Source organism: Cryobacterium sp. Y82 (assembly GCF_002929495.1).
Lineage (GTDB): Bacteria > Actinomycetota > Actinomycetes > Actinomycetales > Microbacteriaceae > Cryobacterium > Cryobacterium serini.
Map to the genome: position 1 here is coordinate 81078 of NZ_PJJJ01000029.1, position 26622 is coordinate 107699.

Sequence of the window (26622 nt, forward strand, 5' to 3'; positions counted from 1 at the left end):
GGCCCGGAAAGCGGGCCCATGATCTATCATGGGCCCGCTTCCATAAGGTGAGCCGGGAGCGTGCGCGGGCTACGTGCCCGGCTACCCGAGGTGCACCGCGGCTCCCGCGCCGAGCAGCTCTTCCTCACGCGGGCGTACCAGAAAGAATGCAATGGGCGCCGCCGCGAAGATGATGATGGCCGCCCACAGAAAGACGGACTGGTAGCCGCTCACGAGCGCACCGAACTGTGCGGCCTGAGAGGGGACCTGGCCAACCGGATACGAACTCACGGCGGCCGTATAGAGCGCGGTGAACAGCGCGGTTCCAAGCGATCCGCCGACCTGCTGCATGGCCGTCACGGCTGCGCTCGCCGCGCCGGCGTCGTGTTCGGCAATTCCCGACAGGGCCACGTTTTGAAGCGGCACGAAGATCAGGGCGAGGCCCGCTCCGAGCAGAATGAGCCCCGGCAATACTTCCAATGCATAGTTGCCGTCCACAGTGATCTTAGTCAGCCAAAGTAGGCCAGCTGCGCCGACGACCGGTCCGACGGTCATCGGAATGCGCACGCCGGTGCGAGGCAGAAACTTTGACAGTAAACCTGCACCGATCATGATCGTCGCGGTCATCGGCAGGGAAGCGAGGCCAGACTGAATTGGCGAGTAGCCCAACACAATCTGAAAATAGAGCGTGAGAAAGAGCAGCCCGCCGAGCAGCGCAGCGCCGGAGAGCAAAGCGGTCAGAAAGGCCCCGCCGCGCACCCTGTTGACGATAATGCGCAACGGCAACAGCGGATGATTGGACCTACTCTCCACAAACACGAACAGCGCCAGCAGCACCAGTCCGAGCGGGAGGCAGACGAGCACCGGCCAGCTGCCCCAGCCATTTTCAGCCTGTGCGAAGCCGAAGACCAGGGATCCGAGACCGAACGCCACGAGAATAGCCCCCGGCACGTCGTAGCGCGTGTTGCCGTGTGCCTTACTCTCGCGGATCACTGGAAGGGCGGCCGCAATCGCGACGACGGCGATCGGCACGTTCACGTAGAGGCACCAGCGCCAGCTCGCGTATTCGGTCAGCACCCCGCCGAGAATGAGGCCGACGGCCGCGCCGCCACCGGCGATTGCTCCGTACACAGCGAAAGCCTTGATCCGGTCCTTGCCGCCGGGAAAGTTCACGGTGAGCAGGGCGAGCGAGGCCGGAGCGAGCAATGCCGCGAACAGCCCCTGCAGACCACGGGCAGCGAGAAGTTCCCACGTGCTCTGCGCGGCGCCACCAAGGGCCGACGCGATGGCGAACCCGGCCATCCCCACGATGAAGGAGCGCTTACGCCCCCAGAAGTCAGCGATGCGCCCGCCGAGCAGCAGGAGCGCGCCGAACACGAGTGAGTAGAGAGTAACGACCCAGGTGCGGTCGCCGTCGCTCATGCCGAGCGCGATCTGCGCCTGCGGAAGCGCGATATTCACAATGGTCCCGTCGAGCACGACGGTGAGCTGGGCGAGCGCGACAATGGCGAGCAGCCACCAGCGGCGCGGGTTGGCCTCGGCCCTCAGCGAGGCGTATGCGGCGCCCGCCGACGAGGGCGGCGTGGCCGGGGATTTAATCGTGTTGGCTGATTCGGGCGGAACGGTACTGCGTGGTGGGGTCGACATAGCTGCAACCTTATCGGCAAAACCGAACGAACTAGTTCGTTTTATGTGAATTGTTGGCTATAGTTGGGGGTATGGCACGCAATGGAGCAGACCCCCAGACCCGCATTCTTGAGGCTGCGCGCGCAGAATTCGCCGCTTACGGCCTCGCCGGGGCGCGCATCGACCGCATCGCCAAGAATGCGTCGGCCAGCAAGGAACGCCTCTACGCCTACTACTCCGATAAGAAACACCTCTTTCTCGAGGTTTTGGAGCTCAATCTGCGCGAGTTTACGAGCGACGCCGTACTGACCGACCACGACGTACCGGCCTTCGCCGGGGCCTTGTTCGACCACACCGTGCAGCACGGCGACCATCTGCGCATGATCGACTGGGCGCGTCTCGAAACCGACGGTACCTGGCTGCCGGCCCTTGAAGTCATGCTGGGCTATCGAGACGAACAGGTGCGCCGCATCCGGTTGGCCCAGGCCGCCGGCCGGGTCGACGCATCGTGGGAGCCGGCCGAGCTCATGACCCTCGTCTTTGGCATCGCCTCCGCCTGGGTGCACGAGCCCGGCGTGGCACTGACAAACGCCGGCGGTTCCGACTCGGTGGCGATAGCAGCCCGACGTGCCAACGTCATCCGTGCGGTCGAACGGCTGGTCGCCCCGAGTGCAACTCCTGCGATCAGCTGACGCCCGCCCGAATCGACACAACGTGCGCCGCAGCATCCGTTTAGAAGTAGCGGCGGCCACCGGTTAAACTAAACGCATCATGGCAACTTTTGGAAACCTCTCAGATCGTCTTGCCGAGACGTTCAAAAACCTCCGCACCAAGGGCAAGCTCAGCGCAGCGGATGTCGACGGCACCGTTCGTGAGATTCGCCGCGCGCTGCTCGACGCCGACGTCGCCCTCGAGGTCGTCAAGGATTTCACCGGCAAGGTGCGGGAGCGCGCCCTCGGCGACGAGGTCAGCAAGGCTCTGAACCCCGCCCAGCAGGTCGTGCAGATTGTCAATGACGAGCTCATCACCATTCTCGGCGGCCAGCAGCGCCGGCTGGAGTTCGCCAAGAAGCCGCCGACCATCATCATGCTCGCCGGACTGCAGGGAGCCGGTAAGACCACCCTCGCCGGCAAGCTCGCCAAGTGGCTTGCCAAAGACGGCCACACCCCGCTGCTCGTCGCCGCTGACCTGCAGCGCCCCAACGCGGTCACCCAGCTCGAGGTCGTGGCCAGGCAGGCCGGCGTCGCCGTCTATGCACCTGAGCCCGGTAACGGCGTCGGCGACCCGGTCAAGGTCGCCCGCGATGGTGTGAAGTATGCCCTGCAGAAGGTGCACGACGTCGTCATCGTCGACACCGCGGGCCGGCTCGGCGTCGACGCCGAGCTCATGAAGCAGGCCGCCAACATTCGCAAGGCGATCGATCCCGACGAGGTGCTCTTCGTCATCGACGCCATGATCGGCCAGGACGCTGTCGCCACGGCCAAGGCCTTCCAGGACGGCGTCGACTTCACCGGCGTCGTGCTCACCAAGCTCGACGGCGACGCCCGCGGTGGCGCGGCTCTCTCGGTCGCTTCGCTCACCGGGCGGCCGATCATGTTCGCCTCCACCGGTGAAGGGCTCGACGACTTCGAGCCGTTCCACCCCGACCGCATGGCCGGCCGCATCCTCGACCTCGGTGACATCCTCACCCTGATCGAGCAGGCGCAGGGCGCGTTCGATGAGGACGAGGCCCGCAAGGTCGCCGAGAAGTTTGCGACCGACACCTTCACCCTCGACGACTTCCTCGGCCAGATGCAGCAACTGCGCAACATGGGTTCGATCAAGAAGATGATGAGCATGTTGCCCGGGGCCGGCGCTATGAAGGCGCAGCTCGAGAACTTCGACGAGCGCGAGATCGTGCGCACCGAGGCCATCATCCAGTCGATGACCAAGCTCGAGCGCACCACTCCTAAACTGCTCAACGGCTCGCGCCGCCTGCGCATCGCCAAGGGCTCAGGCTCGAGTGTCACCGAGGTCAACCAGCTCGTGCAGCGCTTCGAGCAGGCCGCCAAGATGATGAAGACGGTCGCCAAGGGCGGAATGCCCAACATTCCCGGCATGGGACCGATCCCCGGCGCCGGCTACGGCGGCAAGCCCAAGGTGGCACAGAAGAAGAAGGGCTCCAAGTCGGGAAACCCCGCCAAGCGCGCCGCCGAGAACGCCGCGATCGCCTCGGGAGTCAAACCCGCCGGTGAGACCGCTTCAGCGGATGCGCCAGGCTCGGGTTTCGGTCTCGGCTCCGGCGCCCAGCCCGGCAAGGGCAAGGCCGGCGGCCCCACCGAAGAAGAAATGGCCGCGCTGCAAAAAATGCTCGGCCGGTAGCATCCGATCCCCGACCCCCGCACTTATTCCTGGACCGGGCCCTGGCCCGGAACGTGTATCCAATCTGCTAACTGAGCGCGCGCACCGCGCATAACTCCTGCAAATCGTGACCGTTAGAATGCCGGGCCCAGCAAATTACTGGGACCCGCGATGATCGGCGAAGAAATTGCAGGAGTTATGGGCGTGCAGCGGTCTTCGTTCGGCGCGGGCGGTCGCGGCACGAATCGGTGGCGGTCCTAGGCTGGGTACATGAGTTCAACGAGGAATCGGAAGGTGCGCATCGGCGTGCAGATCGCCCCGCAGCACGCCGAGTATGTCAAGATTCGGGACACGCTCACCGATGTCGAGGCGCGAGGCTTCGACGTCGCTTTCAACTGGGACCACTTCTTTCCGCTCACTGGCGCGCCCGACGGCCTGCACTTCGAATCGTGGACCATCCTCGCGGCCTGGGCCGAGCAGACGACGACAATCGAATTCGGCGCCCTGGTCAACTGCAACAGCTACCGCAACGCCGATCTGCAGGCCGACATGGCCCGCACGATCGACCACATCAGCGGCGCACGCTTCATCTTCGGAACCGGCGCCGGCTGGTTCGAGCGCGACTACCAGGAGTACGGCTACGAGTTCGGCACGCCTGGCACCCGCTTGAACGCCCTCGACGACAGTCTGAAGCGCATCGAGGCCCGCTGGGCCAAGATCAACCCGCCGCCGACCCGCGACATCCCGGTACTCATCGGCGGCGGCGGCGAGAAGAAAACGCTGCGCATCGTCGCCCAGCACGCCGACATCTGGCACTCGTTCTCCAACCCCGAGGTACTCGAACATAAGCTTGGTGTGCTGGGAGCGTGGTGCGACGAGGTCGGCCGGGATATCGCCGAGATCGAAATCTCTACCGAGCTGCGCGGGCGTACCATCACTGACGCGGACGCACTCTACGACCTCGGTACCCGCTTGTTCACCGTCGGAATCACCGGGCCGGACTACGACCTGGCCAAAGCCATCGACTGGCTGGCGTGGCGCGACAGCAAAAATGCCTGATTAATATTCGGCCCCGAAGCCAGATGCCGAGGATGACGAAGACCGCTCGTTACCGTAGCCGATTGCGTAGTAGGTTCGCCAGAGTTAGACCGCTCAGGGCGTGAGAGTCGAACGTTACCCGTGTAGGTCATCCATTGAAAGGAACATACCCATGAGCAAAACCTGGTTCATTACTGGCGCGTCCAAGGGCTTTGGCCGCGAGTGGACGGAAGCTGCGCTTGAGCGTGGCGACAGTGTCGCAGGCACCGCGCGAAAGCTGGAAACTCTCGCTGCTCTGGTTCAGAAGTACCCGGATACTTTTTTTCCGATTCGGCTCGACGTTACGGACCGGGATGCGGATTTCGCGGCCGTGCAGAAGGCGGCCGAGCACTTCGGCCAGCTCGATATCGTCATCAATAACGCTGGGTACGGTCATTTCGGCATGGTCGAGGAGTTGACCGAAGACGAGGCTCGAGCGCAAATCGAGACGAACCTGTTCGGCGCGCTCTGGATCACACAGGCGGCGGTGCCCGTCATGCGAAAGCAGGGTTCGGGTCACATTATCCAGGTATCGAGTATCGGCGGTATCAGCGCCTTTCCCACCGTCGGTATCTACCATGCGTCGAAGTGGGCACTCGAGGGCTTTTCACAGTCACTCTCCCAGGAGGTTGCGGGCTTTGGTATCAACGTGACGCTGGTGGAACCCGGCGGATTCTCGACCGATTGGTCGGGTCCCTCCGCTTCGCGGAGCGAGGAGATGGCGGAGTACGCCGATGTGCGACAGGCGGCGGCGAGCCGTCCCTCTGCAAACGATCCCGGTGACCCCAAGGCCACCCGGGGCGCGATCCTCAAGGTCGTCGATGCAGAGAAGCCGCCACTGCGCATCTTTTTCGGCAAGGCACCCCTGGGCATTGCGACGAAGGACTACGAGTCGCGACTGGCGACGTGGAACGAATGGCAGCCGGTTTCGATCGAGGCACACGGCAACTGAGTCTTTCGACGAGGTAGCCGACCGGAAGCGGGATTGTCAGGTGGAAGCCAGGTCGGCTGAGGTCTGTGCGGGATTCCAAACCGCTCGCTCGCGGTGGGCGAATTCGGCAAAGCGAATGGGTTTGCGGCCGAGCACCGCGCGCACCGTGTCGGTGAGCTCGGCCGCCATACCGAGGCGGGCCGTGGTGTAGGTCGCGGAAATGACTAAAACCATTCCCCATGGCATGCCGAAGGTGCGACGTGCGTGGCGGAGATAGCGCACGATGCCGGGCCGGGCATACCGAATGGAGCGGCCGAGTTCGGCCGTCAAGATCTGGGCGACCTGCTGGTAGATGAGTGCCTCACTCCCCGTTACGGTGTAGGCGGTGTCGGCGTGGGACGTTGGGTCGAGCAGGGCGACCGCGGCGATCGCACCGATGTCTTCCGCGTCGACAAATGCTGTCGCGCCCCGCCCGGCCGGAACGACGATCTCGTCACGATCACGAATGTCGGTCAGGTGAGTGGTGGAGAGGTTCTGGTGGAAAAACGAGGCGCGAACGAACGTCCAGGTGACCCCCGAGGCGCGAAGCGAGGCACGACGCGACCGACGTTGCCGTTCGCGCCGGTCACCAGGATGTGATCGTTCGACATTCGAAAACCTCTCGTGCTGCTTCCCTGCCCAAATGTTATCTGGCCTGGTCGCTCGCGCCGCCCGACTGAACAGCCCCTTAGCGCGCCCGCCGCAGGCGAATCGGACCCTTCGCGGTCGATGGATCGACCACGGCGCCGCCCTGGGTGATCTGCAGTTCACCGCGGGCGACCATGCGGCGGGCGGCTCGTCTGGCCGGTTCCATAAGATCGCGCCATTCCTCGTCGCCGACTGCCCTCGCCGCATCGGACGGACAGATCGTGGCGGTCTGCGCCCGGGCAGCGAGCAGCGTGGTGATCGATTCTTCCAACCGGAGATCGGTTGCGGTGACCCCACGGTTACGGCACGAGTCCGAGCAGTACTTCACCGAATCCCAGTCGCGCGCCCACTTCGCGCGCCACTCGATCCGGCGCCCACACGACGCGCAAGTCTTCTCCGGACCGCCATCCACAGGGGCCGAGTCGGCCCGTTGCCGGTGCGCCATGCTAGCTCCCGAGCCCCTGCGCGAGTTCGTGGCTGAGCGCCGCAACGACCGCGGGCAGGCTGCCGCCCGAGGCAGCGGCCACGGCGAGCTGTCGCTGGTAGCTGCCGCCGTCGTCGATTATGCGGTGGAGACCCTGCAGCTCCGGCAGGCAGCCGAGCCGCTCGGCCACGGGGGAGAGGATCTCGATGAGGCGACGCACGTCATCCGTTACGAGGCACTCGTTGCCGGCCGCATCGAGGATGATCTCGGCGCCCAGCCCGTAGCGGGCCGCCCGCCATTTGTTCTCGCGCACGAACCACGGTTGCATGCGCGGTACGTCGTCTCCCGCATCGAGGCGGGTGGACATCCACTCGACCAGGCACTGGATGAACGCGGCGATTGCGCCGAGCTCCACGGTGGTCGAGACGCCGTCGCAGACCCGAATTTCGATTGTGCCCCAGCGCGGTGACGGGCGAATGTCCCAACGCACCTCTGTCACGTCGTCGATGATGCCGGTCACCGCCATGTCGTCGACGTAACGCTCCCAGGCGTCCCAGTCGGGCAGGTCCCAGGGCAGGCCGGCCGTCGGCAGTTGCTGGAACATGAGCGAGCGGTTGCTGGCGTAGCCGGTATCGACACCGGCCCAGAACGGGCTCGAGGCACTCAGTGCCTGCAGGTGAGGAACATAGGTCAGCAGGCCGTTCATAATGGGAATGACCTTGGCCTTGTCCTCGATGCCCACATGCACGTGGATGCCCCAGATCATCATGTTGCGACCCCACCACTGCGTTCGGTCAATGAGCCTGTGATAGCGCGCCTTGTCGGTGACGGTCTGGTCGAACCACTGCGCAAACGGATGCGAGCCGCTGCAGATCACGTCAACGCCGCGTCCTTCCAGGGCGCGGCGTACCTCGCTGAGCTGGCCGGCAACATCCGCTACGGCATGCCCGACGGTGTCGTGTACGCCGGAGACGAGCTCCACCGTATTGAGCAGCAGCTCACCGGTGATGGTGGGATGGGCCGCGCCGTCGGGGCAGCGCAGGGCGTCGAGCACCTCGTCGGCGATATTGACCAGGTCGCCGCTCGCGCGGTCGACGAGGGCGACCTCCCACTCGATGCCCACGGTGGAGCGGGCGGATCGGGCGAATTCGAGTGACACGGGGTACTCCTTGGGTGGGCCGATGAAAGCGTAGACGGTCGATTATCACAATGCGGGCAATCTCTGACAGAATGATTAGTCGCGATCCGTTGTGCCCGACCCTCTATCTCGGTGCAACGTGATCCTATAGAGCTTATGCCGAGTGTGCCCCCACGCTCACGGCCCAAGGTTCGCCAAACACCGAATCAACACTGGAGAATTGTGGCTGTCAAAATCCGTCTGAAGCGCATGGGCAAGATCCGTGCACCGTACTACCGCATCGTCGTTGCCGACGCGCGCACCAAGCGCGACGGTCGAGTCATCGAAGAAATCGGCATCTACCACCCCACGGAGGAGCCCTCGGTCATCGAGGTCAAGTCTGAGCGTGCACAGTACTGGCTCAGCGTCGGCGCTCAGCCGACCGAGCAGGTAGCTGCACTCCTCAAGCTCACCGGCGACTGGGGAATCTTCAAGGGCGACAAGAACGCCAAGAGCACCGTCAAGGTGAAGGAACCGAAGGCTGCTTTCGTCGCTGACGAGAAGAAGAAGCCGGTTCTCAAGCCCAAGGCCGAGAAGCCGGCCGCCAAGGCCCCCGAGGTTGCTGCCGAAGCAACCGAAGAGGCGTAACTGTTGCTTGCTCCCGCGCTCGAACACCTCGTCAAGGGGATCGTTGATCACCCGGACGATGTGCACGTTGCAGAAAAGAACTCTGCAAGAGGCGAGGTGCTCGAGGTTCGTGTGAACCCCGAGGATCTCGGCCGGGTCATTGGTCGTGCTGGTCGCACCGCCAAGGCCCTGCGCACCCTCGTTGCAGCTCTGGCCGATGGTCGACGCGTTCGCGTCGACGTCGTCGACACCGATTTCTAGTTTAATGAACTACAAACAGTGAACGACAGCGAGAAGGACCGCACCCAGCAGTTACGGGTGGGGCGCCTGACCAAGGCTCACGGTCTCAAGGGAGCAATCAAGCTCGAACTGTTCACGGATGACCCGGGACGACGTTTCGTCCCGGGCGCCGTGTTCACCCTGCAAGTTCCGACCGGTTCGGCCTGGCACGGCAAGACGATCGAACTCGTCGAACTGCGCTGGTACAACCAGCACGCGGTCGGTTTTTTCAAGGATGTTCCCGACCGTTCCACGGCAGAAACGCTCGCCAAGGCGATCCTCTGGATCGACGCAGACGTCGCCGAGCAGTCGGATGAAGAAGACGCCTGGTACGACCACCAGCTCATCGGCCTCGCCGTTATGCGTGACGGCGTGCGTATCGGCACCATCGGTCGCCTCGAGCACATGCCCGCGCAAGATTTGTTGATCGTGAAGACGCCCACGGGCGACGTCATGATCCCGTTCGTGAAGGCCATCGTGCCGAGCGTCGACGTGAAAAACGGCCTGGTCACGATTACGCCGCCGCCCGGACTGCTCGAAGAGCTGCCAGAGGATGCGGCCGACGCCGCGGAAGCTGAAGCTGAAGCTGACGCTAAAACGGATGCTGCGCCCGCCTCCGAAACGGATGCCGCGGCATCCGCTCCCTCGACCGACCGCCCCTAACCACGGGATTCACGGCGCGCGGGAGTTGCGCCGCTGCGCGGGAGGCGAAACTCCCGCGTACTGGCGCAGCTCCCGCGCCGCTGGCTTCGCGGGACTTGTGGCCACGCCGGAACTCCCGCGTACTGGCGTACCTCCCGCGCAACGCGAGCAGCGGGGAAGCGTCGACACCCAAAGGGGCTACACGTTGAGCCGGTAGCCGCGCTTGACCACGGTCGCGACCAGCCCGGGAACTCCCAGCGTCTGCCGCAGCCGGCTGAGCGAAACCTCCATGGCGTGATCGTCGGAGTCGGCGGCCAGTGACAGGGTGAGGTCGTCGCGGGAAACGACCGCGCCGCGGGCCCTAACCAGCGCCCGCATAATCGCGAGCGCTGTCGGCGGCAGCTGCACGCGCTCCTCGCCAACCTGCACGATCGAACCGCGCAGCTGCACGAGCCCGTTCTGCGTTTCGACCCGTTCGATCATGTTCTGTTCCAGGTATTCGCAGACCAGCCGAATCAGCGCGCCCATGCGAAACCGGGTCGGCTGAATCGGGGCGATCCCGGCCGCAATGAGCGGGGCGCTGGTCACCGGGCCGACGGCGGCGGCGCACACCTGGGTCTGCAGCGCCGCGATGAGTTCCGGATAGACCTCCATGCCTTCCGCCGCAGTGAACAGGGCGTGCACGGCCGGGGCGCTCGTGAAGGTCACGCAGTCGAGCTGGCGGGAGCAGATAGCCTCGACGAGCTTGTACACGCGTTCGTCGCTGTCATCGACAGCGATCCAGCGATACGGCGCAACGACCAGCACGCGCTCGTGCACCGCGCGCAGCCGGTCGAGTTGCACCTCGTCGGTGGCGCCATGAACCTGAATGCCGACGATAAGTCCCGGCGGATACTCGGCCAATACCTTATCGACCAGCGAGGCGGTGGTCTCTGAATGACTCATGCCAGAGTCGTTCAGTCCGGTGGCGCGAATGCCGCCGCGTGCTTTCGGCCCGCGGACCAGAATCGTGGTGTCGGCGAGTGCGTCGGTCAGCTCTGAGCCAAGGCCGTCGGCCTCGGCTACTTCGAACCAGCGTCGCACGCCGTAGCCGGTCGTCGCGAGCAGAATATCGGGTCGCGCGGCGATGAGGGTTCTGGTGTCATCGAGCAGCGGACCGTCCTGCTGAGAGTGGTCGATGCGCAGCGTTGGCGCGTGGACAACCCGGGCACCGCGCCGTTCAAAGGCGTCGATCAAATCGCTCGAGCGGCGGTCGCTGGTCACGCCGATTCGAAACCCGTCCAGCTGGTTCGGCTGTAGAAAGGGAGCTGCCACCTCGATCGGCTCGGTCGCCGGCTTTGGCACGCGGTGCGTGGGCAGCTTCGCAGCGCATGCTCCCGGCTTCCTGTCCGAAACCGGTTCGGCCCCGCTGGCCATCAGGCGGTCACCGCGAAATCAGCGGCCCGGGCCACGAGGTCGTTCGCGGCAGTGTCGCCGCTGAAAGCGAGGCGCACGACCTCACCGATGACCAGCACAGCCGGGCTGCGCACGCCGGCCGCTGCGGCATCCGCCAGCACGGTAGCCAGCGTGCTCACGGTGGTGCGCTGGGTGGCACTGAACCCGCGTTCGATAATGGCTACGGGCATCCGCGCGGGCATGCCGTGGCGCAGCAGGCCCTGGCTCAGGGTGGGCAGCGTACCAACGCCCATCAACACGACGATGGTACTTCCGAGCAGCGTGAGGCCCTCGAGTTCGTTGTCGGTGAGTGGCGCGTGGCCGCTGATCACGGTGAACGCGTGGCTGATACCGCGGTGCGTCAGCGGAATTCCCGCCGCCGCCGGCACCGCGATCGCACTCGTGACACCGGAAATGACCGTGACGGCAATACCGTTGCGGTGGCAGGCAAGCACTTCTTCGCTTCCGCGCCCAAACACATAGGGGTCGCCGCCCTTGAGTCGCACCACGCGCTTGCCCGCGAGGGCATGCTCGAGCATCAGCTCTTCGATCCCGGCCTGCGAGACCGGATGGCTGCCGGCGCGCTTGCCGACGTCGACGAGGGTTGCGCCGGGGGCGAGCGAGCCGAGGTCGTCGCTGGGCGAGAGACGGTCGAACAGCACGACATCCGCTCGTTGCAAAGCGGTGACGGCGGCGACGGTCAGCAGCTCAGCAGCGCCGGGGCCACCGCCGACCAGAGTGACCGACCCGGCGCTGACTGACCCAGTCGCACGAGAATTCTGGGTTGTCATTTTCTTACTCTTTTCGAACGGGAATGCGGCTTCCACTTAGTAGAACAGTACTCGACGAGGCCCGTTCGGCCGGGGTCGCGGGCCGGATTTGGTCACGCTCCGTAACGAGTGCGATGCTCGGGTCGGGTTCGGTCGGCGCGTTCACGAAAGACCGGAAGCGGCGCAGACGCTCCGGGTCGGCGAGCGTGGCCGCCCACTCGTCTTGATAGTTGTCGACGTGGGCGAGCATGGCCTGCTCGAGCTCCTCGGCCAATTCGAGCGAGTCGTTGATGACGACCTCGCGCACATGCTCGAGGCCGCCCTCCAGATCTTCCATCCAGCGCGCCGTGCGCTGCATCCGATCGGCCGTACGAATGTAATACATCATGTAGCGGTCGATGTACTTGATCAGGGTTTCCTCGTCGAGGTCGGTCGCCAGCAGCTGCCCGTGCGCGGGCTGAAAACCACCGTTGCCGCCAACGTACATGTTCCAACCATTGTCGCTGGCGATGATGCCCACGTCTTTGGCGCGTGCTTCGGCGCACTCCCTGGCGCAGCCCGACACCCCGAACTTGAACTTGTGCGGCGCGCGCAGGCCGCGATAGCGAAGTTCCAGCCGAATGGCGAGGCCCACGGCATCCTGCACCCCGAAGCGGCACCAGGTCGAGCCGACGCAGGACTTCACGTTGCGCAGCGCCTTGCCGTAGGCCTGGCCGGATTCAAAGCCGGCGTCGACCAGGATGCGCCAGATGTCGGGCAGCTGCTCCAGCCGGGCGCCGAACAGGTCGATCCGCTGCCCACCGGTGATCTTGGTATAGAGGTCAAAGTCGAGCGCGACCTGCGCGATGACGGCGAGTTTAATCGGCGTGATCTCACCGCCCGGAATGCGCGGAACCACCGAGTAGGTGCCGTCCTTCTGCATATTGGCCATGGCACGGTCGTTGGTGTCCTGCAGGGTACCGCGGCCGGCATCCAAAATATAAGAGGAGTTCTGGCTGGCCAGGATCGAGCCGACGGCGGGCTTGCAGATATCGCAGCCGCGGCCGGTGCCGAAGCGGGAGAAGATCTCATCGCTCGACACGAGCCCGAGCACTCGTACAGAGTCGAACAGCTCCTGGCGACTCAGCTCGAAGTGCTCGCACAGCGCGCGCGAGATTGTTTGACCGGATGCCGTCAGCTCGGCCTCAAGAATCTTCTTGACCAACGGCACACACGAACCGCACTGGGTGCCGGCCCGCGTGCAGGCCTTGAGCGCCCCGAGTTCGGTGCAGGCATCGGTGTGCTGGTCGCCGAGCACGGCGCTTCGCACGGCGCCGGCCGATACCATGTTGCAGGAGCAGACCAGGGCGTCGTCGGGCAGCTCGTCTCCGCCCGGGGCTTCGGCACCGGCCGCGGAGAGGTAGGCGGCCGGCTCACTGCTGAGTTCGCGGCCGACCATCGGCCGCAGAGCCGAGTAGGGGGTGGCGTCGCCGACAAAGATGCCGCCGAGCAGGGTTTTGGCGTCGTCGGTCATGACAAGTTTCTGATAGAGCCCGCGCGCCGGGTCGGCGTAGACGATTTCAAGTGAGCCCGGCGTGCGGGCGAGGGCGTCACCGAAGCTGGCGACGTCGACACCGGAGAGTTTGAGCTTGGTGGCATCGTCCACGGTCGTGAACTCGGCGCTGCCGCCGAGGAGACGGTCGGCGACGACCTCGGCCATGGCGTTGGCCGGTGCGACGAGACCGACACAGCGGTCGTTCCAGCTGGCGACCTCGCCGATCGCCCAGATGCGGGGGTCGCTCGTTCGGCAGTCGTTGCCGATCGTGACGCCGCCGCGCGCGCCAACGGTCAGTCCGGCGGCGCGCGCCAGCTCGTCGCGCGGCGAGATGCCGATCGCGTAGACGACCATGTCGGCGGCAATGTCGCGGCCGTTGCCAAGCTGCAGGCCGGTGACCGCGTTGTCGTCGTCGCAGAGGATGGTTCGGGCCCTGGTGCCGAGGTGTAGTTCGATGCCCTGGGCGACGATGAGCCGACCGAGGGCCTGCCCGCCGCCCTCGTCGAGCTGGGCCGACATGAGCCAGCCGCCGGAATGCACGATGGCGGATTCCGCGCCGAGCTTGTGCAGTCCGCCGGCCGCTTCGAGGCCGAGCAGACCGCCGCCGGCTACGACGACTCGGGGGGTGCGGCCGAGGGAGACGGTGAGGGCGGCGAGCTCGTCGACGAGGGCGTCGACGTCGTCCACGGTGCGGTAGACCCGAATGTGTTCGCGACCCGGCATCTCGGGTACAGGAGCACTGGATCCGGTGGCGAGCACGAGGTCGTCGTAGTCGAGCACGGCCCCGGTTGACGTCGTGACGGTGTGTGCGAACCGATCAATGCTGGTGGCTCGCTCGTTCATGCGCAGTGCGACGCGCTCACTGTCCCACGGCGCCGTGGGCTCGAGGGTGAGGTCGATCATTCCCTCCAGACGCTGGCTCAGCGCCACCCGATCGTAGGGCCGTTGGTTCTCCTCGGCTAGCACGACGATCGAGAGGGCGTGCTCGGTATCGCGGGAGTGCAGGGCATCGGTGAGGCGGTGCGCGGCGGGGCCGCCACCGATCACGATGACGCGGCGCGGTGTGTCTGGATCGGTCATGGCGGCATCCCCTGGACTCACTGTTGTGACGGCGTGCGTCGCGTCCATAGCGGATGCTGTGGCGACTGGGGCAGAATACGCGGAGGCGGTTTCACGAGAAGCTGGCATCAGCATCCTTTCAAAGCGGGGCGATTGTGAGCGTAGTTCGGGGTAGTTTCCCCCTCGTGTCGCCCGTGTGTCCCGCACTGGTCGAAAGCCCCACAGCGGAGCGCACCCGCTGTGAGGCGGGTTTCACTCGGGGGAAACATGGTAGGCGCCTGGCCGAAATGTGGCCCGCCTACCGTGGGACCAGCGCACAAACGCGTCAACGCTTAAACCGAACCCCCTGGGAGCGCACGATGACGATGACACTGGCCGACACCCGCTTGACCGCTGCAGCGACCCGCCCCGCCCTGATCTGGGAGCGCGCCTGTGCCGTGGCCGATCTGGAACCCAGCTGGGGTGAAGCCGCCCTCATTCGCATGAAGCAGATCGCGTTGTTCCTGCTGTCGCCGACCGAAATCTACGCCGTCGATCACCGCGACCCACACACCGAGGCCAACGTCATGGCCCGAGGCATTGTCGGCTCCAAGGGCGACCGACCCACCATCGCCTCGCCGTTGCACAAAGAGGTCTACGACCTCGGCACCGGGGAATGCTTCACCAACCCGACGCTCGTGCTCAACACCTACGAAACCCGCGTTGTCGGCGGGTACATCGAGGTCGCGGTCGAGTCTGGACTGCTCGAGGCAGCATGACCCTCATTGGCGAACGGCCTCGCGCAACAGAGCACAGCATCGATTGGCACCGCACCTCCGGGCGCAGTGCCGAGCGGCGCAGTGCCGAGCGGAGCGGTGCTGAGCGTAGAACGCCGGCACCCGCCGCGCTCGTCGCCATCTCGCACGGCACCAACTCGGCTGACGGCCAGGCCGCCATCGCTGCCCTCGTCGAAGCCGTAGCCCTCGCTCATCCCGAACTGGCCGTGATCAGCGGTTTCGTCGATGTGCAACAGCCGAATGTCGCCGCGAGCCTCGGCGCGGTACCGCCGGAATCCGCCGCGGTCGTGGTTCCCCTGTTGCTCTCCGCCGGCTACCACGTGCACGTCGACCTCCAACGGGAAACCAGCGAGCACGACCGCGTGACAGCCGTGTCGCGGGCGCTCGGCCCGGACGAGCGACTCATCGACGTACTCGAACATCGTCTGCGTGCCGACGGCTTCGACAAACGGGTCCGCGGGCAGGAGATCGTGCTCGCCGCCGCCGGATCGAGCGACGCGCGCGCGGTGCACGACTGCCGCACGGTCGGCGCCCTGCTGGAACAGCGCCTCGGTGTTCGCGTCACCGTCGGCTTTCTCTCAGCGGCCACGCCCCGGCTGGCCTGTGCCGTCACCGGCGCCAGGCTGCGCAGCGAACACGTGACCGTGAGTACCTATCTCATGGCGCCCGGATTCTTCTTCGACTTGACGCGCGCCCAGAGCGTGGGCGCTGAGCTGGTCTCCGCTCCGCTGCTGCTGCCGGGTGAAACGGCCCCCGCTCCTCTGGTTGACGTGGTCATCGACCGGTACCTCGAGGCGAAAGAGCAAGCCCAGATCTTCTAGAATTTGACCATGCGCATCGATATCGTCACCATATTTCCCGAATTCTTCGATGTGCTCGATCTGTCGCTGCTCGGTAAGGCCCGCCAGGGCGGCTTGATCGAGTTGGGCGTGCACAACCTGCGCGACCACACCCACGACCGGCACCATTCGGTCGACGACACCCCGTATGGTGGCGGCGCTGGCATGGTCATGAAGCCGGAGCCCTGGGGTGACGCCCTGGATGCCATACTCGGCGCTGACCCTGAATCGGTCGACGACGGACCCATCGTCATCTTTCCTTCACCGGCGGGGGACCAGTTCACCCAGCGAATGGCCCGCGAGCTATCGCTCGAGCAGCACCTCGTCTTCGGGTGCGGTCGCTATGAGGGCATCGACCAGCGTGTCGTCGATCACTACGCGCAGCGCGGCCGGGTACGGCTCGTGAGCCTCGGCGACTATGTGCTCAACGGGGGAGAGGTCGCCGTCATGGCCATGATCGAAGCGATCGGCCGGCTTATTCCCGGCGTCGTCGGCAACCCGGAAAGCCTCGTCGAAGAATCTCACGAAGACGGCCTGCTCGAATACCCCAGCTATACCAAGCCCGCCAGCTGGCGCGGCCTTGATGTTCCGTCGGTGTTGCGAAGCGGCAACCATGGCGCCATCAGTACCTGGCGCCACCAGCAGCAAATTGAACGCACCGAACGGGTGCGGCCCGACCTTCTGCCGCCCGCGATTTCGTGACTTCAGCCTCCAGCGAACGCCAAGGTTAGTGTCAGCCCGCGTCGATAAACTGAGCCGATGATCATCCGCCGCGCCTTCTACCACTGGCAATTCATTGCAGCCGGAACCCTGCCGCTCTGGTTACTCGTCGGGTCCGCGATCTTCGGATCGGGCGCATGGGCGGTCCTGGGTATCTTCTTTGGAGCCGTTCTGATCGGCCTCGGGCTGTTGCTCGTTGCCCTCGTCGTTTACGCACGCAAAGAAGTGCGCGAAACCCGGGCGCTCTCCTACGCCGACGTCGGCGTGCTCGCTCTCTGGCACGCGCTCATCATCGCCATTCCATTTTCAACGGATGCCGCAGGCTGGCTCAGCGTACTCGTCATCATCGCAGGCTTCGCCGTATTCTGGTTCGCTGTCTGGGAGCTGTTTGACGCCGCCCGGCGCCGAGTTTTGGCGATGGTCGACTTAGTGGAGCAGCAGGCGCACGGACAGTCTGCCCCGGCCGGGGCCCAGCATCCACTGCCGAACCAGCCACGCCCCCACCAGGCCAGGCCGGCAGCGACCTTTGGCCGAAGTGCCAAGCCAGAGGTCATCGTCATCGAAGAAAAGCGCGATCGGCTCTGACCGACCGGCACCCGCTTTGCAACGGGTGCGAGTTCATGGCAGAATAGGCGCTTGTGCCGCTGCAGGATTCTGCCACAGGGGAACCTGCTCGTTGCGGCGCACATCCTCATACTGATTGCTTCGGATGAAGCACCTAGCGTAGTCGACCTGTGGCGGGTACAGAGAGCGAAACAACATGCATATTCTCGACGCGGTAGACGCCCCATCGCTGAAGAAGGATCTTCCTGACTTCCGTGCCGGCGACACCGTCAAGGTTCACGTCAACATCATTGAGGGAACCCGCTCTCGTATCCAGGTCTTCCAGGGAGTCGTCATCGGCCGCTCCGGCGAAGGCGTGCGCGAAACGTTTTGCGTTCGCAAGGTCAGCTTTCAGATCGGCGTCGAGCGTACCTTCCCGGTGCACTCCCCGGTCATCGACCACATCGAGATCGTGACCCGCGGCGATGTTCGTCGCGCAAAACTGTACTACCTGCGCGACCTGCGTGGCAAGAAGGCCAAGATCAAGGAAAAGCGCTAACTTTCGCGCTTCCCAAAGATCCAATCGGATTCTTCCCAGAGCTCCCCATCACCTAAACTGATGGGGAGCTCAGGCGGTTAAATGACAGATGAAGTGCTCGCCTCCAGGTCCGATCGTCGGGTATCAGAGTCGAAGAGGTTGCCCAGAAAGATGGCCCGAAGCAAGAAAGCGCCCAGCAAGCAGCGCAGCGTCTTGCTGTTCATCCGCGACCTCCTCATTATTTTCGTGGTAGCACTGCTCATCTCGTTTTTGATCAAGACCTTCCTGATCAGGTCGTTCTACATCCCCTCCGGGTCGATGGAAAACACGCTGCAGATCGACGACCGCATCATCGTGAATCAGCTCGAACCCGAGTTCATCCCGATCTCCCGTGGAGACGTCATCGTCTTCAAAGACCCGGGTGGATGGCTGCTGCCGCAGGCTGAGATCGTGCAAAATCCGATCGTAGCGGGGGCGGACTGGCTGCTCTCGGTCGTTGGCCTGTCCGCGCCCGACAGCAACGACCACCTGATCAAACGAGTGATCGGACTGCCCGGCGACCATGTCGTGTGCTGCAACGCCCTCGGCCAGATGAGCGTCAACGAAGTTCCACTTGACGAATCCGCTTACGTGCTGCTGCCGGCCGGCGATACCAAGGTCTCCAAGGACGACTTCGACGTCACAATCCCGGCGGGCTCACTCTGGATGATGGGCGACAACCGTTACAACTCCAAGGACTCCCGCTACAACGGCGACACAGCTGGCAAAGGATACGTCCCGATCGACAACGTCGTCGGTCGCGCGCTCGTGGTGAGCTGGCCGCTGGCGCACTGGGCGTGGCTCGATGACTACCCCGACGTATTCCGTGAAGTTGAGCAGGCCGACAAGGGCTCCGAGTAGTGGCGGTGTCCGACCCCACCCTTGAGGTGGAGTTCGATCTCCTGCGCACCGGCGCACGGTTTGTGATCGGCTGTGACGAAGTGGGTCGCGGTGCCCTTGCCGGGCCGCTGGCTGTCGGGTTTGCCGCGGTAGATGCATCCGTTCTGAGCATGCCCGCGGGACTTCGTGACTCGAAGATGCTCAGCGAACCGCGCCGGAAACTGCTCGCACCGCTCGCCGTTGCCTGGGCGACGTACTCGGCCGTGGGGCTCGCCTCGGCGGCCGAGGTCGATGAACTCGGCATCATCGCCTGCCTCGGGCTGGCCGGCAAGCGGGCGTTGGCCGAGCTCTACAGGCAGGGTGTCGATGTGGCCGGCAGCATCGTCTTGCTCGACGGCAGCGACGACTGGCTGAACAAGGCGCTGGCCACCCCGCTCAACGTCGTGACGCGCATCAAAGCCGACCGGGATTGCGGGTCGGTGGCGGCGGCATCCGTTATCGCCAAGGTGCACCGCGACCGCCTCATGATCGCTGCGCACGACGACGCGCCAGGGTACGGCTGGGCGTCGAACAAGGGCTACGGCAGCGCCGCCCATCTGAGCGCGATCAACGTGCTCGGGCCGACCCCCTTACACCGCAAATCGTGGCTCAAAATCTCAGCGTAAGATGAGATCACCATGGAAGAAGACGAATTCGAGGACTACGACCGCGAGGTCGAGTTGGCCCTGTACCGGGAATATCGAGACGTGGTTGGCCAGTTCCAGTATGTCGTCGAAACCGAACGCCGCTTCTATCTCGCCAACGAGGTCGACCTGGTGCGCCGGGACACGGAACACGATTTCTACTTCGAACTGACCATGAAGGACGTCTGGGTCTGGGACGTCTACCGCTCGGACCGCTTCGTGAAATCGGTGCGCGTGCTGACCTTCAAAGACGTCAACGTGGAAGAACTCGCTTCAAAAGACTTCGAACTTCCCAAGGAACTTGCGCTCGACGAATAAGCAATGACTCCGGGGCCTTGGGTGGCCGGACCAACCAACCAACCAACGAAGGTTAAGGAAGGCAACCCTGTGATCCAGGACGCTGATCGTGCCCGTGCAACGTGGAGTAATCGTGAGGCTCTCGCTGAGGCGATGATTCCCCTGATCGGGCGCCTGTACCGGGACAGCAACGTCGTGACAAGCGTCTACGGCCGCGGCCTGGTCAACAAGTCGGTCGTCGGCCTGCTCAAGGCACACCGCTTCGCACGCCATATAGCGGATGTCGAGCTTCCGCTCGAAGAGACCCTCCCGATTCTGCAGACCATCGATGGCCTCAATCTTGGAGCAGCCTCGATCGACCTCGCTCGCCTGGCCCTCGGCTTTCGCGAGCAGAACGACCGCGTCACCCTCGAGGAGTACTTGCGCGCCGAACTCGCCGACGTCGTTGGGCAGCACGGACTCGACGAGCGCACCAGCACCGACGTCGTGCTCTACGGTTTCGGTCGCATTGGCCGGCTGCTCGCCCGCATCCTGATCGAACACGCCGGCGGCGGCCAGGGCTTGCGACTGCGCGCGATCGTCGTGCGCCGCGGTTCCGCCAACGACCTGATGAAACGGGCCAGCCTGCTGCGTCGCGACTCGGTGCATGGCCCGTTCGAAGGCACGATCACCATCGACGAGGAGAACGACACCATCCTCGCCAACGGCACACTCATCCAGGTGATCTACTCCGGTGACCCGGCCAGCGTCGATTACACGCGGTACGGCATCCACGACGCCATCGTCGTCGACAACACCGGCAAGTGGCGCGACGAAGAAGGCCTGTCGCAGCACCTCAAGTGCCCCGGTATCGCCCGCGTTCTATTGACCGCGCCGGGCAAGGGCGCGCTGAAGAACATCGTGCACGGCATCAACCACACGGACATTCTGGCGAGCGACCGCATTATCACCGCGGCGTCCTGCACCACGAACGCGATCACTCCGGTGCTCAAAGCCATCAACGACCGCTATGGCATCGTCGACGGTCACGTCGAAACGGTGCACTCGTTCACCAACGACCAGAACCTCATCGATAACTTCCATTCCGGCGACCGCCGCGGCCGCTCCGCCGCGCTCAACATGGTCATCACCGAGACCGGAGCGGCCAAGGCCGTTGCCAAGGCTCTGCCCGAACTCGCCGGCAAACTCACCGGCAACGCTATCCGCGTTCCCACCCCCGACGTGTCGATGGCCATTCTCAACCTCAACCTTGCCCTCGCGACCGATAAGGACGAGCTCAACACCTATCTCCGCACCATGTCGCTGCACTCCTCGCTGCACCGGCAGATTGACTACATCGACTCGCCCGAAGTGGTGTCGAGTGATTTCCTCGGCTCGCGACGGGCCGGGATCGTCGACGGGCTGGCGACCATCGTCACCGACCAGAAGGCCGTGCTGTACGTCTGGTACGACAACGAATATGGCTACAGCTGCCAGGTCATCCGGGTGCTCGAAGAGATGTCCGGCGTGCACGCGCCCATCTTCCCGGCCATCCTCGCCGCCGAGCCCCTCGAGCCGGTCGCCTGACTCGTGGGACCGGACGGGGCCTCGGCCCCGTCCACGATTAGACGCGCGGCTCGCAGATGACCACAGGGATGTCGCGCTCGGTCTTGCCCTGGTAGGCGCCATAGCCGGGGTAGGCGGCGACGATGCGCGGCCACAGCTCGGCTTTCTCAGCGGATGACGCGGTGCGCGCCCGAAACGGCAGTGTCACGTTTCGTATAGTCAGGTCCACATCCGGCTGCGCGACGAGGTTGAGGTACCAGAACGGATGCCGGTCGTCGCCGCCCTTGGACGCCACGAGCACATACCTTCCGCCCTCGTGCACGGGCGCCGTCAACATCGTCGACCGGCGTTTCCCGCTACTGCGGCCCGTCGTGTGCAGTTCGACCGTCTGCATGGTGCCGATGGTCCAGCCGAGGCGTCCGCGCGAAAGAGCCAGCAGCATCCGGTGCATGCCGTTCATGGCGTGCATGCCGAAGTCAGTCACCCGGTTGCGCAGCGTCTTCATACGCCAAGCGTACGTGGCCCTGACGATAGGTTGGAGGAATGATTCCAGCAACGATGCTCAGCATGATTCTTCGCGGCGCCGGCTCGGCGCGTCCCTACGCCGACAGCCGCCCGCTGACGCTCGAGCAGATTCCGGTACCGAGCCCACGTACCGGCGAGGTGCTCGTACGCATCGAACGCGCCAGTCTGTGTCACTCGGATCTGTCGGTGATCGATGGCTCCCGCATTCGCCCCCTGCCGATGGCGCTCGGTCACGAGGCCTCCGGCACCGTTGCCGCCATCGGTGAGGGCATCGATGATGTTGCCGTCGGTGACCGGGTCGTGCTGGTGTTCGTGCCAAGCTGCGGCGAGTGCCGGGCTTGCCTCGCCGGGCGCCCCGCGCTCTGCCACCGCGGCGCCGCGGCGAACGGAACCGGCGACCTGCTGCACGGACCGGCGGTGCTGGAAAGCGACGTTGGGGAGCGTATCAACCACCACTTGGGCGTCTCGGCGTTCTCGCAGTACGCGGTCGTCGCCCGCGAATCGGTCGTCGTGATCGACCGGGACGTTCCCTTCGATGTTGCCGCCATGTTTGGCTGCGCGGCCCTTACCGGCATCGGCGCCGTGTTCAACACCGGCGCCCTCGCGCCCGGCCAGTCGGTAATCGTGTTCGGACTCGGCGCGGTCGGACTGATGGCCGTCATGGCCGCGGCACAAATAGTCGGCACGACCGTGATCGCGATCGATCCGTTGCCGCAGAAGCAGGCGTTGGCCCTTCGATTAGGTGCCCAGTATGCCGGACCGCCCGACCAGGCGGCCGAGCTCGTGCAAACGCACACCGGAGGGGGCGTCGACCTCGCCATCGAAGCCGTCGGCAGTGCCCGCGTGATGGAGGCAAGCCTCGCCCTGCTCACCCGGGGTGGTGCCCTGGTCTCGGTCGGCCTGCCGCATCCAGAGCAGACCATCACCACGCCGGCGCTGCAGTTTGCCGGGCTCGGCCATCGGCTGCTCGGATCGTACATGGGAGATTCGGTGCCGAGCCGGGACATCCCTCGTTACCTACAGCTGTGGCGAGACGGCCTCTTGCCGGTCGAACTGCTGCACACCGATACCCGCCCACTCGCCGACCTCAACGAGAGCCTGGATGCGCTCGTCGCCGGCGAGGTCGTGCGCCGCCTGTTCGTGATGCACGACGAGTAGCACCTCCTCCACAGGCACCCAGGTTGCGCCCTCCTCCACCAATTTTGCGACGGCCGGTGCCACACGGGCCCGGAGACGTCACTCTGGTCTTCGGAGGCACTCGTGGCGCGCAAAGACGAACTCGGCAAACTCGGCGAAGATCAGGCCGCGCGCTTTCTTCAGGGAGCCGGCTACACGATCCTGACCCGCAATTGGCGCTGCTCAGAGGGGGAGATCGACCTCGTCGTGCAACAGGGCGCTGCCGTTGTGTTTGTCGAGGTGAAGACGCGCAGCAGCGTGAGTTTCGGGCATCCGTTTGAAGCCATCACGGTGAAAAAGCTGGCCCGGATGCGCCGCCTGGCCGCCGCCTGGTGTGTCGAGGCTGAGCGCTGGCCACGCCAAATCCGGCTCGACGTCATCGCGGTGATCGGCCCGGTCGGCCGCGAACCGGTCATCGAACACCTTGAGGGCGTGTTCTGATGGGCATCGCCCGCACTCACGCCGTAGCAATGCTCGGACTGACCGGAGCGCTCGTCGAGGTCGAGGCCGATATCTCGGCGCAACTGCCCGGCATGATTTTGATCGGGCTGCCCGATGCGGCACTCGCGCAGGCCACCCAGCGCGTGCGTGCTGCGGCAGCCAACAGCGGATGCCCGCTCACCGTTCACCGCCTCACCATCAATCTGTCCCCGGCCGCGCTGCCCAAGCACGGTGCCGGATTTGACCTCGCGATTGCGCTGGCTTGCCTCGCCGCCGACAGTACCGTTTCGGGAAAATCGGTCGGTCAGGTCGTGCACTTTGGCGAACTCGCCCTCGACGGCAGACTACGGCCGACGCCGGGCATTCTTCCGGGTGTGATGGCCGCGGCTCGCCTCGGGAATCCAACGGTGATGGTGCCGATCGGCAACGAGGCTGAAGCACGACTCGTGCCTAATATTCGCGTCATCGGTGTCGCATCGTTGCGTGATGCGGCGATCTTCCACGGCGCCACACTCCCGCCGAGACCGGTCGAGCCCATTCTGGCGGCGACCGGGCCGGCCAGCCTGGCCGCCGAACCCGACCTGGCAGACGTGATCGGCAATGACGACGCCATTCTGGCCCTGCAGATCGCTGCCGCGGGCGGGCACCACGTGTTTTTGCTCGGCCCGCCAGGCGCCGGAAAGACTATGCTCGCGGCCCGTCTGCCCGGCCTGCTGCCAGACCTCGACCCGGCGAGCTCTCTGGAGGTCAGTTCCCTCCGATCGCTCAGCGGGCTCGGATTGGGCGGAGCCCTGATCACCCGGCCGCCCTGGGAAGCGCCACACCATACGGCGACCGCTGCGGCCATGGTCGGCGGTGGTAACGGACAAATTCGGCCGGGGGCGGCGTCGCAGGCCTCGCACGGAGTTCTCTTTCTCGACGAGGCCCCCGAATTCGCTACTCCGGTGCTTGACGCCCTGCGCCAGCCCCTGGAATCTGGCTGGATCAGCATTCACCGCGCCAACGCCGTCGCGCATTTTCCGGCTCGGTTTCAACTGGTGATGGCAGCTAATCCCTGCCCGTGCGGGCAGTACGGTGCGGGCGACCTCAGTTGCACGTGCCCGCCCAACGCACGCCGCCGTTACCTGGCTCGTATCTCGGGGCCGCTGCTCGACCGCATCGACATCCAGCTCAACGTCAAGCGCATCACCGCCGCCCAGCTGCGCCTTGCCACCGATACGCAGCGGATGACGAGCGTCACCGCCCGAAAGCGGGTGGTAGCTGCCCGCGCGGCGGCGGCCGAGCGGCTCAGCAGCACCCCCTGGACCCTGAACTCCCAGGTTCCGGGCCCGTGGCTGCGCGGCGCATCGACCCGATTGGCACCCAGCACCACCGCGGGCCTTGACCGGGCGCTCGAACGCGGCGGAATCACTATGCGCGGCTACGACCGGGTTCTGCGCATCGCCTGGACCCTGGCCGACTACGACGGTCTCAGCAGTCCCGGCCCCGACCAAATCGGTCACGCCCTCTACCTACGCAAAGGAATGACTTCATGACGCTGTTCGGCCTCGACGAGACCCGGGTAAGCGAGCTCAGCGCAGGCGTGCGCGGTGGAATGCGGGGCGAGCCCCCCGAGGGGGCCGGCGAGGTATTCGCCCGCGCGGCCTGGTCGGGCATCGCCGAACCCGGCGACGGTACGGCCGGCCTGCTTGTGGCGAGCCTCGGCGCGAGTGTGGCGCTGACGGCCATCCTCGAAGCATGGAGCCCGGTGCGCATCGGGGCCCTCGTGCGGGACGTTCTCGCTGATGAGCCGGGAGCCCCGGACGTCGTCTTTGCCACCAATCCCAGCTCCGATCACACCGAAGCGGATGCCGACACCAGCGCCGAGCTGGAACAGGCCCTCGACGCGGGACTCCAACGCTGGCGGCCGCGGCTCAATTCGGGTGACGTCATCCGCGCGCTGCAACAAGCAGCTCGCGTCGACGCCCGGTTACTGCTGGCCACGGACCCCCTCTGGCCCGCGACGATCGATGACCTTGAGCAGCATGCGCCACTGGCGCTGTGGTGGCGGGGTGTGCCCGGCGCCCTGGCCGCGCTGCCCAACTCGATTGCTTTGGTCGGGGCCAGGGCTGCCACCGGCTACGGCGAGCACATCGCTATGGAGGCGTCGGCCGGGCTGGTCGACCGTGGTTTTGCCGTGGTGTCCGGTGCCGCCTATGGCATCGACGGGATGGCCCATCGTGCAGCCCTGGCCAGTGACGGCATGACCGTGGCCTTTCTCGCCGGGGGAGTCGACCGGTTCTATCCGAGTGGCCACGACTCCCTGCTCACCCGCATCGTGGCCGCTGGCGCCGTTATCTCCGAGCTGCCCTGCGGTGCTGCCCCCACGAAATGGCGCTTTTTGCAAAGAAACAGATTAATCGCCGCAGCGAGCGCGGCAACGATCGTGTTGGAAGCGGGCTGGCGGTCGGGCTCGCTCAACACCGCCGGGCACGCGTCGGCGCTGGGCCGCCCGCTCGGCGCCGTGCCCGGGCCGATCACGAGCCCCACCTCGGCCGGCTGTCATCGCCTCATTCGCGAATTCGCCGCGGTCTGTGTGACCAACCCGACCGAAATGGCCGAACTGGTTGGCGAGCGGTCGATCCAGGTGCCCCTGGACTTTTCCGACACGGATACCGGCCCGGGCCCGATACCCCGCACGAGCGACCAGGTGCGCGTGTTCGACGCCCTGAGCGCTCGCTCGCCGCGCACGATCGCCGATCTGTCACGCCGCGCCGGGCTCTCAACTTCGGCCGTGCGCGGCGCCCTCGGCGGTCTCGATCTCGATGGGGCCGCCCAGGAGCGGGAGGCCGGCTGGGTGCGCCGGCTATAAATCACGGAGGTTAGGTCAGTCTCGATCGTGGGTCGCGCGTTCAAGGAGTCGGGGTGTGGGCGCACGGCGACGGGGGTAACGGGCCGGCCGAGAGTGCGGCGAGGGTGTCGGCGTCGACACGGGGGCCGATCGGGCGAGACGGTAGTGACGCAAGCCAGGCATGGGTGTGCAGCAGTGCACGGTCAAGGGCCTCGGTATAGGCGTCCGGCTGGGCAGACATGGCGCCATGATAGCCCGCCGGTCTGCCCTTGTCGCCGGTGAGCGATGGGGCTACTGTGACCCG

Annotated in this window: 29 protein-coding genes and 1 pseudogene; 20 read left to right on the forward strand and 10 right to left on the reverse strand. The window is 65.3% G+C overall.

Going from position 1 to position 26622, the window contains the following annotated elements:
• Positions 1–81: 81 nt before the first annotated feature.
• Entirely contained in the window at positions 82–1626 is a 1545-nt protein-coding gene (locus CXY70_RS06555; protein WP_104191582.1) for an MFS transporter, read from the reverse strand.
• Positions 1627–1697: 71 nt separating this feature from the next.
• Here CXY70_RS06555 and CXY70_RS06560 point away from each other — a divergent pair, with 71 nt between their 5' ends.
• From CXY70_RS06560 to CXY70_RS06575, 4 genes are all read left to right on the forward strand, one after another.
• Positions 1698–2297: a TetR family transcriptional regulator gene (locus CXY70_RS06560; RefSeq protein WP_104191583.1), complete on the forward strand. Its 600-nt coding sequence runs from the start codon at positions 1698–1700 to the stop codon at positions 2295–2297.
• A gap of 79 nt (positions 2298–2376) precedes the next feature.
• Entirely contained in the window at positions 2377–3966 is a 1590-nt protein-coding gene (ffh, locus tag CXY70_RS06565) for a signal recognition particle protein (protein WP_104191584.1), read from the forward strand.
• A 249-nt stretch (positions 3967–4215) separates the two neighbouring features.
• Complete coding sequence (locus CXY70_RS06570) at positions 4216–5004, forward strand: LLM class F420-dependent oxidoreductase (protein ID WP_104191585.1); 789 nt, start codon at positions 4216–4218, stop codon at positions 5002–5004.
• A 151-nt stretch (positions 5005–5155) separates the two neighbouring features.
• On the forward strand, positions 5156–5974 hold the full coding sequence (locus CXY70_RS06575; RefSeq protein ID WP_104191586.1) for an SDR family oxidoreductase: 819 nt from the start codon (positions 5156–5158) through the stop codon (positions 5972–5974).
• Between the two features lie 36 nt (positions 5975–6010).
• Here CXY70_RS06575 and CXY70_RS06580 read toward each other — a convergent pair whose 3' ends face one another.
• The 4 genes and pseudogenes from CXY70_RS06580 to CXY70_RS06590 form a co-directional block, all read right to left on the reverse strand.
• On the reverse strand, positions 6011–6763 hold the full coding sequence (locus CXY70_RS06580) for an NmrA family NAD(P)-binding protein (protein ID WP_104191587.1): 753 nt from the start codon (positions 6761–6763) through the stop codon (positions 6011–6013).
• A complete protein-coding gene (locus tag CXY70_RS18315; RefSeq protein ID WP_233205801.1) occupies positions 6681–6911 on the reverse strand; it encodes a DUF3253 domain-containing protein in 231 nt (76 codons plus the stop codon). The genes CXY70_RS06580 and CXY70_RS18315 overlap by 83 nt, the downstream gene beginning before the upstream one ends.
• Positions 6912–6950: 39 nt before the next feature.
• Positions 6951–7085: pseudogene (locus CXY70_RS18320) on the reverse strand (DUF2256 domain-containing protein); the annotation flags it as partial.
• Between the two features lies 1 nt (position 7086).
• Positions 7087–8223: a glutamate--cysteine ligase gene (locus CXY70_RS06590; RefSeq protein ID WP_104191589.1), complete on the reverse strand. Its 1137-nt coding sequence runs from the start codon at positions 8221–8223 to the stop codon at positions 7087–7089.
• A 201-nt stretch (positions 8224–8424) separates the two neighbouring features.
• On the opposite strand from CXY70_RS06590, the gene rpsP reads away from it, so the two are divergent.
• From rpsP to rimM, 3 genes are read left to right on the forward strand one after another with little or no spacing between them, the layout of a single operon-like run.
• On the forward strand, positions 8425–8829 hold the full coding sequence (rpsP, locus tag CXY70_RS06595) for a 30S ribosomal protein S16 (RefSeq protein WP_104191590.1): 405 nt from the start codon (positions 8425–8427) through the stop codon (positions 8827–8829).
• Positions 8830–8832: 3 nt separating this feature from the next.
• A complete protein-coding gene (locus CXY70_RS06600) occupies positions 8833–9069 on the forward strand; it encodes an RNA-binding protein (protein ID WP_092108900.1) in 237 nt (78 codons plus the stop codon).
• 18 nt (positions 9070–9087) lie between these two features.
• Positions 9088–9750, forward strand: a complete 663-nt coding sequence (gene rimM, locus CXY70_RS06605; RefSeq protein WP_233205781.1) for a ribosome maturation factor RimM — start codon at positions 9088–9090, stop codon at positions 9748–9750.
• 177 nt (positions 9751–9927) lie between these two features.
• Here rimM and CXY70_RS06610 read toward each other — a convergent pair whose 3' ends face one another.
• From CXY70_RS06610 to nirB, 3 genes are all read right to left on the reverse strand, one after another.
• Complete coding sequence (locus tag CXY70_RS06610; RefSeq protein ID WP_233205782.1) at positions 9928–11073, reverse strand: uroporphyrinogen-III synthase; 1146 nt, start codon at positions 11071–11073, stop codon at positions 9928–9930.
• Between the two features lie 71 nt (positions 11074–11144).
• On the reverse strand, positions 11145–11954 hold the full coding sequence (gene cobA / locus CXY70_RS06615; protein WP_104191592.1) for a uroporphyrinogen-III C-methyltransferase: 810 nt from the start codon (positions 11952–11954) through the stop codon (positions 11145–11147).
• Positions 11955–11958: 4 nt separating this feature from the next.
• Entirely contained in the window at positions 11959–14547 is a 2589-nt protein-coding gene (gene nirB / locus CXY70_RS06620; RefSeq protein ID WP_104191673.1) for a nitrite reductase large subunit NirB, read from the reverse strand.
• A 338-nt stretch (positions 14548–14885) separates the two neighbouring features.
• Between nirB and nirD the strand changes: the two genes are divergently transcribed.
• From nirD to CXY70_RS06665, 9 genes are all read left to right on the forward strand, one after another.
• Positions 14886–15284, forward strand: coding sequence for a nitrite reductase small subunit NirD (gene nirD / locus CXY70_RS06625; RefSeq protein ID WP_104191593.1), 399 nt, complete (start codon positions 14886–14888; stop codon positions 15282–15284).
• Positions 15281–16123, forward strand: coding sequence for a sirohydrochlorin chelatase (locus tag CXY70_RS06630; RefSeq protein WP_104191594.1), 843 nt, complete (start codon positions 15281–15283; stop codon positions 16121–16123). Before nirD ends, CXY70_RS06630 begins: the two co-directional genes overlap by 4 nt.
• Positions 16124–16132: 9 nt before the next feature.
• Positions 16133–16843, forward strand: a complete 711-nt coding sequence (gene trmD / locus CXY70_RS06635) for a tRNA (guanosine(37)-N1)-methyltransferase TrmD (RefSeq protein WP_104191595.1) — start codon at positions 16133–16135, stop codon at positions 16841–16843.
• Between the two features lie 57 nt (positions 16844–16900).
• Complete coding sequence (locus CXY70_RS06640; RefSeq protein ID WP_104191596.1) at positions 16901–17446, forward strand: MFS transporter; 546 nt, start codon at positions 16901–16903, stop codon at positions 17444–17446.
• 175 nt (positions 17447–17621) lie between these two features.
• Entirely contained in the window at positions 17622–17963 is a 342-nt protein-coding gene (gene rplS / locus CXY70_RS06645; RefSeq protein WP_092108884.1) for a 50S ribosomal protein L19, read from the forward strand.
• 150 nt (positions 17964–18113) lie between these two features.
• Positions 18114–18842, forward strand: a complete 729-nt coding sequence (lepB, locus tag CXY70_RS06650; protein ID WP_104191597.1) for a signal peptidase I — start codon at positions 18114–18116, stop codon at positions 18840–18842.
• The gene (locus CXY70_RS06655; RefSeq protein ID WP_104191598.1) at positions 18842–19486 is read left to right on the forward strand and encodes a ribonuclease HII; all 645 of its coding nucleotides are present in this window, start codon (positions 18842–18844) and stop codon (positions 19484–19486) included. Before lepB ends, CXY70_RS06655 begins: the two co-directional genes overlap by 1 nt.
• Before the next feature lie 12 nt (positions 19487–19498).
• A complete protein-coding gene (locus tag CXY70_RS06660; RefSeq protein ID WP_104191599.1) occupies positions 19499–19822 on the forward strand; it encodes a DUF2469 domain-containing protein in 324 nt (107 codons plus the stop codon).
• Between the two features lie 69 nt (positions 19823–19891).
• Positions 19892–21367, forward strand: coding sequence for a glyceraldehyde-3-phosphate dehydrogenase (locus CXY70_RS06665; protein ID WP_304481719.1), 1476 nt, complete (start codon positions 19892–19894; stop codon positions 21365–21367).
• Between the two features lie 37 nt (positions 21368–21404).
• Here the strand turns inward: CXY70_RS06665 and CXY70_RS06670 are convergent, their stop codons facing one another.
• Positions 21405–21851 carry a nitroreductase family deazaflavin-dependent oxidoreductase gene (locus CXY70_RS06670; RefSeq protein ID WP_199183389.1) on the reverse strand — a complete coding sequence of 149 codons (447 nt, stop codon included), beginning with the start codon at positions 21849–21851 and terminating at the stop codon, positions 21405–21407.
• Positions 21852–21889: 38 nt separating this feature from the next.
• Here CXY70_RS06670 and CXY70_RS06675 point away from each other — a divergent pair, with 38 nt between their 5' ends.
• The 4 genes from CXY70_RS06675 (at position 21890) to dprA (ending at position 26339) form a co-directional block, all read left to right on the forward strand.
• A complete protein-coding gene (locus CXY70_RS06675) occupies positions 21890–23029 on the forward strand; it encodes an alcohol dehydrogenase catalytic domain-containing protein (RefSeq protein ID WP_233205783.1) in 1140 nt (379 codons plus the stop codon).
• 102 nt (positions 23030–23131) lie between these two features.
• The gene (locus CXY70_RS06680; protein WP_104191601.1) at positions 23132–23488 is read left to right on the forward strand and encodes a YraN family protein; all 357 of its coding nucleotides are present in this window, start codon (positions 23132–23134) and stop codon (positions 23486–23488) included.
• Positions 23488–25023, forward strand: a complete 1536-nt coding sequence (locus CXY70_RS06685) for a YifB family Mg chelatase-like AAA ATPase (protein WP_104191602.1) — start codon at positions 23488–23490, stop codon at positions 25021–25023. The genes CXY70_RS06680 and CXY70_RS06685 overlap by 1 nt, the downstream gene beginning before the upstream one ends.
• Positions 25020–26339, forward strand: coding sequence for a DNA-processing protein DprA (gene dprA / locus CXY70_RS06690; RefSeq protein WP_104191603.1), 1320 nt, complete (start codon positions 25020–25022; stop codon positions 26337–26339). Before CXY70_RS06685 ends, dprA begins: the two co-directional genes overlap by 4 nt.
• Positions 26340–26379: 40 nt before the next feature.
• Here the strand turns inward: dprA and CXY70_RS17545 are convergent, their stop codons facing one another.
• A complete protein-coding gene (locus tag CXY70_RS17545; protein ID WP_146066084.1) occupies positions 26380–26559 on the reverse strand; it encodes a hypothetical protein in 180 nt (59 codons plus the stop codon).
• Positions 26560–26622 lie beyond the last annotated feature (63 nt).